This window comes from Streptomyces sp. GQFP (assembly GCF_021545335.1).
Lineage (GTDB): Bacteria > Actinomycetota > Actinomycetes > Streptomycetales > Streptomycetaceae > Streptomyces.
Window position 1 is genome coordinate 223484 of the sequence record NZ_CP089312.1, and the last position, 12597, is coordinate 236080.

10 protein-coding genes are annotated in these 12597 nt (G+C 69.5%); 7 read left to right on the plus strand and 3 right to left on the minus strand.

Annotated elements, in window-relative coordinates; all coding sequences use genetic code 11:
- Window positions 1-47 precede the first annotated feature (47 nt).
- Entirely contained in the window at window positions 48-395 is a 348-nt protein-coding gene (locus LUX31_RS01100; protein WP_235472616.1) for an ANTAR domain-containing protein, read from the minus strand.
- Window positions 396-560: 165 nt separating this feature from the next.
- Between LUX31_RS01100 and LUX31_RS01105 the strand changes: the two genes are divergently transcribed.
- Complete coding sequence (locus LUX31_RS01105; protein ID WP_235472617.1) at window positions 561-1376, plus strand: VOC family protein; 816 nt, start codon at window positions 561-563, stop codon at window positions 1374-1376.
- Here LUX31_RS01105 and LUX31_RS01110 read toward each other — a convergent pair.
- Both LUX31_RS01110 and LUX31_RS01115 read right to left on the minus strand, forming a co-directional pair.
- A complete protein-coding gene (locus tag LUX31_RS01110; protein WP_235472618.1) occupies window positions 1359-1898 on the minus strand; it encodes a hypothetical protein in 540 nt (179 codons plus the stop codon). The genes LUX31_RS01105 and LUX31_RS01110 overlap by 18 nt on opposite strands.
- Before the next feature lie 101 nt (window positions 1899-1999).
- Window positions 2000-2503: a pep a2 gene (locus LUX31_RS01115; protein ID WP_235472619.1), complete on the minus strand. Its 504-nt coding sequence runs from the start codon at window positions 2501-2503 to the stop codon at window positions 2000-2002.
- Window positions 2504-2759: 256 nt separating this feature from the next.
- Between LUX31_RS01115 and LUX31_RS01120 the strand changes: the two genes are divergently transcribed.
- The 6 genes from LUX31_RS01120 to LUX31_RS01145 all read left to right on the plus strand — a co-directional run bounded on the left by LUX31_RS01120 (window position 2760) and on the right by LUX31_RS01145 (window position 12539).
- Window positions 2760-3056, plus strand: coding sequence for a DUF5133 domain-containing protein (locus tag LUX31_RS01120; protein ID WP_235479754.1), 297 nt, complete (start codon window positions 2760-2762; stop codon window positions 3054-3056).
- 64 nt (window positions 3057-3120) lie between these two features.
- Window positions 3121-5109 (plus strand): alpha-1,4-glucan--maltose-1-phosphate maltosyltransferase, encoded by a 1989-nt coding sequence (locus tag LUX31_RS01125; protein WP_235472620.1) that lies wholly within the window; start codon window positions 3121-3123, stop codon window positions 5107-5109.
- Window positions 5110-5113: 4 nt separating this feature from the next.
- A complete protein-coding gene (treS, locus tag LUX31_RS01130) occupies window positions 5114-6832 on the plus strand; it encodes a maltose alpha-D-glucosyltransferase (RefSeq protein ID WP_235472621.1) in 1719 nt (572 codons plus the stop codon).
- Between the two features lie 28 nt (window positions 6833-6860).
- Window positions 6861-8237 carry a maltokinase N-terminal cap-like domain-containing protein gene (locus LUX31_RS01135; RefSeq protein WP_235472622.1) on the plus strand — a complete coding sequence of 459 codons (1377 nt, stop codon included), beginning with the start codon at window positions 6861-6863 and terminating at the stop codon, window positions 8235-8237.
- Window positions 8238-8242: 5 nt separating this feature from the next.
- Window positions 8243-10459 (plus strand): 1,4-alpha-glucan branching enzyme, encoded by a 2217-nt coding sequence (glgB, locus tag LUX31_RS01140; RefSeq protein ID WP_443045915.1) that lies wholly within the window; start codon window positions 8243-8245, stop codon window positions 10457-10459.
- Window positions 10460-10631: 172 nt separating this feature from the next.
- Window positions 10632-12539 carry an AMP-dependent synthetase/ligase gene (locus LUX31_RS01145; protein ID WP_235472623.1) on the plus strand — a complete coding sequence of 636 codons (1908 nt, stop codon included), beginning with the start codon at window positions 10632-10634 and terminating at the stop codon, window positions 12537-12539.
- The last annotated feature ends 58 nt before the right edge of the window (window positions 12540-12597 follow it).

Here is a 12597-nt window from a genome sequence, read left to right on the forward strand (position 1 = left end):
CCCTGCTCCCCGGTGTCACCGCAGGGGCGGGGTTGAAACACCCCCGGTCAGGAATAGCGCTCCGTGTCCGCCGTGTCACCCGGAATCCGGGTGGGTCCGAAGCGGTCCAGCGCGTCCTCCAGTTCGGCACGGATGTCGGACGGCATTTCTCCGTTCCGTCCCCAGATCAGAATCATCTCCGCGAGATTGCGGAGTTTGATGTTGGTGTGCTGGGAGACCTCTTTCAGTACTTCCCAGCCCTGGTCGGGTGTGACCCGCCCCAGCGCGACCATCATGCCGATCGCCTGGTCCACGACGGCATGGGAGGTGACGGCCTCCTTGAGCTGGTCGACCTCGGCCCGCAGGGCGACGACCTGGTCGTCCTCGCTCGGGCCGCCGTCCATGGGCATGGACATGGTCACCTCCGGGTCACGTCAAACGTACTCCCCCATCGTCGCCACTGGGCCTGCCGGGTGCCAACAGGCCCGATCGGGGTACTCGACAGGCACCGGGACGGGGTTCGGCCGGAGACTGGTGTCCGGCCGGCGAACGCCGGTGGACGGAACCAGGACGCGAGTGCCATGAACCACGACACGACACAGCCCAGCGGCGCGACGGACGTCGTCTCGACCCATTCCGTGTTCGGCGCCCCCTGCTGGGTGAGTCTGACCAGCCGCGATCTGCGGGCCACCGAGGCGTTCTACAGCGCCGTACTGGGCTGGCGGTGGCGTTCGGCCCGGCTCGGCGACCGCTTCCGGGTGGCGCTGGTGCAGGGCACACCGGTCGCGGGGATCGCCGCGGTGGCCTCCGTATGGCAGGTGGCGGTCGCCTGGATCCCGTACTTCGCCGTGCCGAGCGCGGACGAGGCGGCGGGCCGGGCCCGTGAGCGCGGCGGTACGACGGCGGTCGGACCGCTCTCCTTCCCGCCCGGCCGGGCGGCTCTGCTGGCCGACCGGGACGGGGCGATCTTCGGGATCTGGGAGGGCGAGCTGCTGGCCGGCTGGGAGGCCTGGCGACGCGCGGCACCGGCGTTCGTACGGCTGCACACCCGCGACGCGTTCGACGCGGCCATCTTCTACGGGGAGATCCTGGACTGGGCCTCGGACCGCCCCGGTTGCTGCGAGGTCCACTACGAGGCCGACGAGGTCGTGCTGCGCAGTCGGGGCGATGTCGTGGCCCGTATCGTCTCGGGCGCCCTGGAGGCGGCGCCCGACCCCACGATCCGGCCGCACTGGCAGGTCCACTTCGCGGTCGAGGACGTGGCGGCCTGTGTCAAGGCCGCGGAGAACAACGGCGGCAGTGTGCTGCGGTACGACGCCGGTTCGGTGCCGTTCGAGGCGGTGCTGCGCGATCCGGACGGGGCACAGTTCACGGTGACCTCACGCGTCCCGCGCTGAGCCCTCCGGCTGCCGGACCGACGAGTAGAGGTACTGGTCGTCCGCCAGCGGCTGGGTTCGGATCCTGCCGTTCCAGAGCAGCAGGCCGTGCCGCCGCTCCCAGCGGGAGACCCACCATGCGCGGGCCGACCACGCCGACGCGAAGATCAGCGGGAAGAGAGCCAGATCGCGCTCCCAGAACAGACCGCCGCCGACCGCGGACGCGGCCAGGAAGACGAAGAGCAACACGTTGACGCAGTTGCGGTACTCCTTGCCCCGCGTCGGCAGAACCGCGGCCGGCTCCTGCAGCGGAACCGCCTTGTCGAAGTCCCGCCCCTCACCGAACCACTTGATCCGGGAGACGGTGAGCACCCCGAACCCGGCAACGAGCACCAGATAGGTCAGCCCGAGGGCGATCGCCCGGCCGACACCCCCCGGCGTCTCGGGGGCGCCTTCCACCCCGAACACCACCCCCGCGCTCACCAGCGCCGCGCAGACCGCGAGGAGCGCGCACGTCACCTCGTAGTGGACGTACCTGAACACGGTGTTCCCCCTGCGCACGATGCTCCCCCTGTGCCCCACCCCGGCCCCGAGACAGAGTGTCAACTCCACTATGCCCCGGGGGAGTCCGGAATGTGCCGCTCCTACACGTTCACGAGGGAGTCCCGCGCCCTGCCCGTCGCACCGGCGAAGGACGGGACCTCTCGGGGTACCCGGCGCGCCTCCCGCAGGGTCGGCGCGGGTCCGGTCGAGACCAGCGGGACGCCTTCGCAGGAGCGGGCCCGGCGCGAGAACCAGATGATCTTGGCGCCGGTGTCCGTGGCACAGCAGCCCCAGCCGTCGCTCAGGGCGGCGATCCACGCCAGACAGCCGCGCAGTTCCTGGTCGGGACGCAGGTCGCGGTCGTGCTCGGCGATGGCGGTGATGAGGTGCTGGCCGTTCCACCACATCTCGATCACCGCGCGCTTGTCGGTCGCGTGCTCGTCGATTGCGCGCAGCAGCACTTCGGTGCCATGACAGACGGGTCCGACGAGGTGCTCCAGGTCCCACAGGCGGAGGTGAGCGGCCAGAATGCGCTCGACCTGGCCGACCCGTTCGGGGCAGACCTCCACGTCGAGGTGGTAGTAGCAGGGCTCTGCGGTCTTCATCGTCGTTGGCTCCTCACGGCGGACTCACGCTTCTGCACGCGCTGCGGGGCCGGGCCCCGAACGCGAAGCGTGAGCACTGTTCGCTTCTGAGTCAGCTCCAGAGTGGGAGCGCTAGTCCATTCGTGCAACACGAGCGCCCCCTGTGGTCGTTGAAGACCCAACAAGACGTTGGGTCGCCACACGTGCACCATGAGTCAAGGTCTCGCTGTAGAAGCAGTCCGTCACGGAGTCAGTCATGAGGAAGGGGACCAGCGCCATGCTGCTGCCCGCCAAAGCCGAGGTCGCCCGACAGCTGAACAAGTACCGGGCGTGGGAGCGCGTCATGCTCGCGGCCCCGTCCGACCGTTCGGCGCGCGACAGTTTCGAGGACTCGGGCTACACCTTGTGCGTACTGATGGGGAAGCGGTGCGCGCGAGAGGCCGCACACGCCGCCGAACGCTATCTCCGCACGAGCCTGGTCGCCTACCTGCGCGAGCAGGCCGGCTGGACCCACACCGACCGTTTCACCGGGCACTCTCCGCCCACCGTCCAGCGCTCCGTCGCAGGCGGATAGCCCACCGGCACCGCTCGCGACGCCCGTCCCGACCCCCAACCCCAGTACGGCAGAGGTGAGACCCATGAGCCCGACTCCGGCCATCGGCCGCATCCCGGTCCGGGACGTGCGCCCGGCCGTCGAGGGCGGCAGACGCCCGGCGAAGGCCGTCGCGGGAGAGACCTTCGAGGTCACCGCGACGGTCTTCCGCGAGGGCCATGACGCGGTCGGTGCGAACGTCGTGCTGTGCGACCCGGAGGGCCGCCCGGGCCCCTGGACGCCGATGCGTGAACTCGCCCCGGGTTCCGACCGCTGGGGCGCGGACGTCACCCCGGACGCGACGGGCCACTGGACCTACCGGGTCGAGGCGTGGGGCGATCCGATCAGCACCTGGCGGCACCATGCGGGCATCAAGATCCCGGCCGGGATCGACACCGGGCTGGTGCTGGAGGAGGGCGCGCTGCTGTACGAGCGTGCAGCCGCGGGTGTGCCGCAGAAGGCGGCCCGTGCTGCCGTGCTGGCCGCCGCACGGGCCCTGGGCGACGACTCGCTCTCGGTCCCGGATCGTCTCGCACCGGCGCTGACCCCGGCGGTGGACGAGGTGCTGGCCCGGTTCCCGTTGCGTGAACTGGTCACGTCAAGTGAGCCGTTGGCGCTGGTGGTGGAGCGGGAGCGGGCTCTGTACGGGGCCTGGTACGAGTTCTTCCCCCGTTCCGAGGGGACCGTGCAGCAACCCCACGGGACGTTCCGCACCGCCGCCCGGCGGCTGGCGTCGATCGCCGCGATGGGCTTCGACGTCCTCTACCTCCCCCCGATCCACCCCATCGGCCACACCTTCCGCAAGGGCCCCAACAACACCCTCTCCGCCACCCCCGACGACGTCGGCGTCCCCTGGGCGATCGGCTCCGAGGACGGCGGCCACGACGCCGTCCACCCCGACCTCGGCACCCTCGACGACTTCGACTTCTTCGTCGCCGAGGCCGCCCGCCACGGCCTGGAGATCGCCCTCGACTTCGCCCTCCAGTGCTCACCCGACCACCCCTGGGTGCAGAAACACCCCCAGTGGTTCCACCACCGCCCGGACGGCACGATCGCCTACGCGGAGAACCCGCCGAAGAAGTACCAGGACATCTACCCCATCGCCTTCGACGCCGACCTCCCCGGCCTCATCGCCGAGACCGTGCGCGTGCTGCGGCACTGGATGGACCACGGGGTACGGATCTTCCGCGTCGACAACCCGCACACCAAACCGGTCGTCTTCTGGGAACAGGTCATCGCGGACATCAACCGCACCGACCCCGACGTCATCTTCCTGGCGGAGGCCTTCACCCGGCCCGCGATGATGCACACCCTCGCCCAGACCGGCTTCCAGCAGTCCTACACCTACTTCACCTGGCGCAACACCAAACCCGAACTCACCGAATACCTCACCGAACTGTCCGGTGACGCCGCCGCGTACATGCGCCCGAACTTTTTCGTCAACACCCCCGACATCCTCCACGCGTACCTTCAGCAGGGCGGGCGTCCCGCTTTCGAGGCCCGTGCCGTCCTGGCCGCCACCCTCTCCCCCACCTGGGGCGTCTACAGCGGCTACGAACTCTGCGAGAACACCCCTCTGCACGAGGGCAGCGAAGAATACCTGGACTCCGAGAAATACCAACTCAGGCCCAGGGACTGGGAATCGGCCGAGCGGAACGGGCTGTCGATCGCCCCGCTCATCACCGCCCTCAACCGGATCAGGCGCGACCATCCCGCCCTGCGCCGGCTCAGGAATCTGCACTTCCACCGGACCGACAACGACGCGGTGATCGCGTACAGCAAGCGCACCGGCGACGACACGGTTCTGGTGGTCGTGAACCTCGACCCTCACCACACCCAGGAGGCGACGGTCTCGTTGGACATGCCGCAACTCGGCCTGGACGAGCGGGAAACCGAACGGCATTCCCTGACGGTGCATGACGAGTTGAGCGGCGAGACCTACCACTGGGGCCGGACCAATTACGTACGTCTGGAACCAGGCAGGGCGCCCGCACACGTCTTCCACCTGCTGCGGTACTCGACTGGAGGCCAGTAACGCCGTGACCGTCAACGATCCCGTCCCGGACACCTTCGAGGACACTCCCGCCAAGGACCGGGACCCCGAGTGGTTCAAACGCGCCGTCTTCTACGAGGTCCTCGTCCGCTCCTTCCAGGACAGCAACGGCGACGGAGTCGGCGACCTCAAAGGCCTCACCGCGAAACTCGACTACCTCCAGTGGCTCGGCATCGACTGCCTCTGGCTCCCGCCCTTCTTCAAGTCACCGTTGCGCGACGGCGGTTACGACGTCTCCGACTACACCGCCGTCCTCCCCGAATTCGGTGACCTCGCCGACTTCGTCGAATTCGTCGACGCCGCCCACCAACGCGGCATGCGCGTCATCATCGACTTCGTCATGAACCACACCAGCGACGAACACCCGTGGTTCCAGGAGTCCCGGAGCAACCCCGAAGGCCCGTACGGCGACTACTACGTCTGGGCGGACGACGACAAACAGTTCCAGGACGCGCGGATCATCTTCGTCGACACCGAGGCCTCCAACTGGACCTTCGACCCCGTCCGCAAGCAGTACTACTGGCACCGCTTCTTCTCCCACCAACCGGACCTCAACTACGAGAACCCGGCGGTCCAGGAGGAAATTCTGGCGGCTCTCCGATTCTGGCTGGATCTCGGAATCGACGGCTTCCGTCTCGATGCAGTTCCCTACCTGTACCAGGCCGAGGGCACCAACTGCGAGAACCTCCCGGCCACGCACCAGTTCCTCAAACACGTGCGCAAGGAGATCGACGCCCACTACCCCGACACCGTGCTCCTGGCGGAAGCGAACCAGTGGCCCGAGGACGTCGTCGACTACTTCGGCGACTACCAAAGTGGCGGGGACGAATGCCACATGGCGTTCCACTTCCCGGTCATGCCACGCATCTTCATGGCAGTGCGCCGTGAATCGCGCTATCCGGTCTCGGAAATCCTCGCGAAGACCCCCGCCATTCCCTCGAACTGCCAGTGGGGCATCTTCCTGCGCAACCACGACGAGCTCACCCTCGAAATGGTCACCGACGAGGAACGCGACTACATGTGGGCCGAATACGCGAAAGACCCGCGCATGCGCGCCAACATCGGCATCCGCCGCCGCCTCGCCCCGCTCCTGGACAACGACCGCAACCAGATCGAACTCTTCACCGCCCTGCTGCTGTCGCTGCCCGGCTCGCCGATCCTCTACTACGGCGACGAGATCGGCATGGGCGACAACATCTGGCTCGGCGACCGCGACGCCGTCCGCACACCGATGCAGTGGACCCCGGACAGGAACGCCGGCTTCTCCTCCTGCGACCCGGGCCGCCTCTTCCTGCCCACGATCATGGACCCGGTCTACGGCTACCAGGTCACCAACGTCGAAGCCTCGATGTCGTCGCCGTCCTCGCTCCTGCACTGGACCCGGCGCATGATCGAGATCCGGAAGCAGAACCCGGCGTTCGGCCTCGGCTCGTACACCGAACTGCCCTCCTCCAACCCCGCCGTGATCGCCTTCCTGCGCGAATACAAGGACGACCTCGTCCTGTGCGTCCACAACTTCTCCCGCTTCGCCCAGCCCACCGAACTCGACCTACGGGCGTTCAGTGGCAGCCACCCCGTCGAACTCATCGGCGGAGTCCGCTTCCCCGCAATCGGCGAACTCCCCTACCTGCTCACCCTCGCAGGACACGGCTTCTACTGGTTCAGGCTCACCCGAGTCACCCCGCGCACTGGCCGACGACATTGAGCGTGTGCCCGCGAAAGGACGCGTCACCATGCCGAAGACCGCTTCTCTTCGCCCGAGCAGGACGGACCTCGCCCGGCCGCTGACCTCGCTCGGTGGGCTGCTGCGCGAATGGCTGCCCCAGCAGCGCTGGTTCGCGGGCAAGGACCGGCCCGTCACGGACCTGGGCCTGCTGTCGATGACCGAGCTGTTTCCGGGCTGTCTGCATCTGCTCGTCCGCACCGGCCACACGCCCGTCCCCGCACCCGGCGGCACTCCCCCGCCCGGCGACTGCTACCAACTGCTCCTCGGCGTACGGGACCGAATGTCACCGCACCTCCGCCGGGCCCTCCTCGGCCGCGCGGAGGAAGGGCCCTTGGCGGGGCTGCTGGTCTACGACGCCCTCCAGGACCCCCGGGCGGCGGAACTGCTGCTGGAGCGGCTCCGGCGCCCCGGCACGGCCGGCCCCCTGCGTTTCGAGGCCGACCCCGGTGTCACCGTGCCCGCCGGACTCGCCCCGCGGCTCCTCGACGTCGAGCAGTCCAACTCCTCGCTCGTGTACGGCGACTCGTTCATCCTGAAAGTGCTCAGACGCGTCCAGCCGGGTGTCCACCCCGACCTGGAGGTGCCCGCCGCCCTCGCCCGCCAGGGCTGCGCCCGCGTACCCGCCCCCGCCGCCTGGTTCCGGACCGACCTGCCGCAAGACGCGACCCTCGGCGTGCTCCAGCCGTTCCTGCCCGGTGCCTCCGACGGCTGGACGCTGGCCCTGCGCGCCCTCGCCTCGGGGCACCCGTTCACCGACGAGGCCCACGAACTGGGCCGCGCAACCGCCGACGTACACCTGGCCCTCGCGACCGCCTTCCCCGGCGACACCCGCAGCATGCGGCACGACACGCGTACGGCGGCTGCCATGGCCGAGCGTCTCGATGCCGCCGTACGCCATGTACCGGCGCTGCGGCCGTACGCCCGGGGGCTACGGGCCGCGTTCGACACGCCGGCCGGGTTCGACGCCGGTCCGGACGCGCAGCGCGTCCACGGTGATCTGCACCTCGGACAGGTGCTGTGCACCGGGGGTACCGGCGGGGGCTGGTTCGTGATCGACTTCGAGGGTGAGCCGTCCCGTCCCCTGTCCGAACGCCGCAGCGCCCAGTCGCCGGTGCGGGACATCGCGGGCATGCTGCGCTCCTTCGACTACGCCGCCCGTACGCGTCGGCCGTGGCGCCCCGAATGGGCCCTGCGCTGCCGGGACGCCTACTGCGCGGGGTACGCGGCACGGGCCGGCTGGGACCCGCGCCGCATCCCCGGGCTGCTGCGCGCGTACGAGACCGACCGGGCCGTGTACGAGGTCGTCTACGAGGCCCGGCACCGCCCCGACTGGCTCCCTGTCCCCATGGCGGCGATCGAACGACTCGCCGTCCGAGGAGGCTGACCGCTGTGGCCCTGCACGACTCCGCCCTCCCCGACCCGTCCTCCCTGGGCAGACCCGATGCCCTCTGGGAACCGGGCGAACGGCAGCGCCTGCTCTCCGGCACCCATCACGACCCGCACGCGCTGCTCGGCGCGCATCCTGTGCCGGGCGGCGGGGTCGTCTTCCGTGCCCTGCGCCCGCTCGCGCGTGGCGTGAGCGTGGTCGTGGACGGGCGGGTCAGTGCGCTCGACGACGACGGTGACGGGTTCTTCAGCGCCCTGATCCCCCTCGATCGGCCCTTCGCCGAGACTCCCGACTACACGCTGCTGGTGTCGTACGAGGGCGGTGAGTCGAAGGCCGAGGATCCGTACCGTTTCCTGCCCGCCCTCGGTGAGCTGGATCTGCAGCTCATCCGTGAGGGGCGGCACGAGGAGCTGTGGCGTGCCCTGGGTGCCGAGCCGATGACCCACCAGGGCGTCACCGGCACCCGGTTCACCGTCTGGGCACCCAACGCACGCGGGGTCCGGGTCGCCGGGGACTTCAACTTCTGGGACGGCACCGGGTATCCGATGCGGTCGCTCGGTTCCTCCGGGGTGTGGGAGCTGTTCGTGCCCGGCGTCGGGGAGGGCGAGCGGTACAAGTTCGAGGTCGTGGCGCGGGACGGCGGCCGGGTCATGAAGGCCGACCCGATGGCCCGGCGTACCGAGGTGCCGCCCGCGACGGCGTCCGTCGTCACCGTCTCGCACTACGAGTGGGGCGACGAGGAGTGGCTCGCGCGCCGCTCCGGCAGTGCCGTGCACGAGGAGCCGTTCTCCGTGTACGAGGTCCATCTGCCCTCCTGGCGGCCCGGATTGACGTACCGTCAACTCGCCGATGAACTCCCCGCCTACGTCAGGGACTTGGGCTTCACCCATGTGCAGCTCATGCCGGTCGCCGAGCATCCCTTCGGCGGCTCCTGGGGGTATCAGGTCACCTCGTACTACGCCCCGACCGCCCGGCTGGGTTCACCCGACGACTTCCGGTATCTGGTCGACGCGCTGCACCGGGCCGGTGTGGGTGTGCTGTTGGACTGGGTTCCGGCGCATTTCCCCAAGGACGACTGGGCGTTGGCCAGGTTCGACGGGGAGCCCCTCTACGAACCCGGCGACTGGCGGCGGGCCGAGCATCCGGACTGGGGGACCTACGAGTTCGACCTCGGGCGGACCGAGGTGCGGAACTTCCTGGTCGCCAACGCCGTGTACTGGTGCGAGGAGTTCCACCTCGACGGGCTGCGCGTCGACGCGGTTGCCTCGATGCTGTACCTCGACTACTCGCGTGACTCCGGGCAGTGGACGCCGAACGTGTACGGCGGGCGGGAGGACCTGGACGCGGTCGCCTTCCTCCAGGAGATGAACGCCACCGTGTACCGGCGGGTTCCGGGGGTCATGACGATCGCCGAGGAGTCCACCGCCTGGGGCGGGGTGACACAGCCCACCGACAGCGGCGGGCTCGGCTTCGGGCTGAAGTGGAACATGGGGTGGATGCACGACTCGCTCGGCTATGTGGCGCACGAACCGGTCCATCGCAAGTACCACCACCACGAGATGACGTTCTCCATGGTGTACGCGTACAGTGAGAACTACGTCCTGCCCATCTCGCACGACGAAGTCGTCCACGGCAAGCAGTCGTTGGTGTCGAAGATGCCGGGCGACTGGTGGCAGCAACGGGCCAACCACCGCGCCTACCTCGGTTTCATGTGGGCCCATCCCGGCAAGCAACTCCTCTTCATGGGGCAGGAGTTCGCCCAGGGCTCGGAGTGGTCCGAGGCCGACGGGCCCGACTGGTGGTTGCTGGACAAGGAGTACGCGGCCGAGCCCGACCACCGGGGCGTGCGCGATCTGGTCCGCGATCTCAACACCGTCTACCGGCACACCCCCGCCCTCTGGCAACGCGACACCGACCCCGCCGGCTTCCGGTGGGTGGCCGGGGACGCCGCTGAGGACAACGTCTTCGCGTTCCTGCGCTACGACGCGGCCGGGGCGCCCCTGTTGGCCGTCAGCAACTTCTCGCCCGTCGTCCGCCACGACTACCGTCTCGACGTGCCCGGCTCGGTGCCCGCCTGGCAGGAGGTCCTCAACACGGATGCCGCCAGCTACGGGGGCGGTGACGTCCGCAACTCCGGGCAGTTGAAGCCCCGTTCGTCGAGTGTCCGGCTTACGTTGCCGCCGCTCGCCACGGTGTGGCTGATGCCGGTGCGTGGGTGAGGTGACGCGGGTCGAGTGCGGAAACCCTCTTCCGAAACCACTTTCTGAGCCTCTTCCGGAAACGTACTTCACAGTTCCCGACAACAACGTCCGCCACCTGAGCTAGATTCGTTCACCGTCGATAACTCCACTCGTCGGCGCGGTCACAGTCAGTACGATCCAGGAGCAGCGCATGCGCGACTTCGCCCTCGCTCCCCCCACCACCGCACCGCTGACGGGCGGTCTCGCCGACAGTGTCTTCGACACTGCGCTGCGGGAACCCGACCTGCCGCAGCTCGCGCGCCGCCTCGACCCGGCCAAACCGGACTGGACCGAGGTGACGGCCGCCGATCTGCGGGACGAGGTCGTCGATCTCGCCAAGGGGTTCGTCGCCTCCGGCATCTCACCAGGCCACCGCGTGGCCATCATGGCCCGTACCCGCTACGAGTGGACGGTGCTCTGCTACGCGCTCTGGGCCGTGGGCGCCGAGGTCGTGCCGATCTACCCGACGTCCTCGCGCGACCAGGTCGCCTGGATCCTCTCGGACTCGCAGTGCAGCGCCGTCGTCGTCGAGGACGAACAGGGCCTGATGACCGTCGGCTCGGTGTGCACCTCACTGCCCCTGCTGCGCAACGTGTGGCAGCTGGACGACGGAGCCCTGCCCCAACTCGTGGAGCTGGGGCGGCCGGTGCCGATGGCCACAATCGACTCCCTGCGCCGGATCGTGCTGCCGGACTCGACCGCGGTGATCGCCTACACCTCCGGCACGACCGGGCATCCCCGCGGCTGCGCCCTGAGCCACCGCAACCTGGCCAGCCCCTGCGACACCCTGCTCGCGGGCTGGCGGCAGACGGCGGCACCGCCCGGCGAGCAGCCCAGCGTCCTCGCGTTCCTGCCCTTCTCGCACGTGTACGGCCTGATGATCCAGGGCCTGTGTCTGCGCGGCGGCATGCTGATGGGGCACGAGCCGGACCTGAGCGGGGAGTCGCTGTCGTCGGCGCTGCTCTCCTTCCGGCCGACGTATCTGTACGCGGTGCCTTCGGTGTTCGAGAAGATCTACAAGAACTTCCTGCGCGCCGCCCAGAAGGCCGGCCGGGGCACCCTGTTCGAGCGGGCCGTCGGCACCGCGCGGGACTTCGCGACGGCTGTCGAACGGCAGCGGCTGGGCACCGGCTCCGGACCCGGATTCGATCTGCGGCTCCAACACGCCCTCTACGAGCGGACGGTGTACCGCAAGCTCCGGGCCGCCCTCGGCGGGCGGGTGTGCGGCGCGGTCTCGGGCGGCTCGCCCCTCAACCGCGAACTGGCCCTGTTCTACGCGGGTATCGGCATCCTCGTCCACGACGGCTACGGCCTCACCGAGACCAGCGGCGGCATCACCGCGCAGCCCGTGGGCCGGGAGAAGTTCGGGACGGTCGGGCAGGCGCTGCCCGGCTCGGAGATCCAGGTCGCGGACGACGGCGAGATCATGGTGTACGGCGCCTCCGTCTTCCAGGGGTACGTCAACGACGACGCCTCCACCCGGGCCGCGCTGTACGGCGGCTGGCTGGCCACCGGGGACATCGGGCGGCTGGACCAGGACGGGTATCTGACGATCACCGGGCGCAAGAAGGACATCATCATCACCAGCAGCGGCAAGAGCGTCGCGCCGGCCGCCCTGGAGCAGCGGCTGCGGATGCATCCGCTGGTGCACCAGGCGGTGATCGTGGGAGACAACCGGCCCTGCGTGGGCGCCCTGATCACCCTCGACCCGGAGTTCCTGGCCCACTGGCGGGGCTCGCTCACTCTCCAGGACGACGCCCCGGAACGGCAGGGACGTGAGGAGAACGCCCTGCGGGAGGAGATCGGACGGGCCGTCGCCGCCGCCAACAGCACGGTGTCGCGGTCCGAGTCCATCCGGGTGTTCCGGGTCCTCGGGGAGCCCTTCGCCCTCAGCAACGGTCTGCTGACCCCCTCGATGAAACTGCGCCGGGACGCGATCGTGCGGCACTACGCCGTCGAGATCGACGCGATGTACCAGGCCCGGGCGCCCATTCCCCGGCCCAACCCGGCGGCGGAGGAACTGGCGCGCTGGGAGGACGCCGACAACATGTTCCGCTGAGCTGACGGCGCGTAGACGGGGCTGATGTTGGTTGACGGTACGGCGGGCGGGCCCGCAG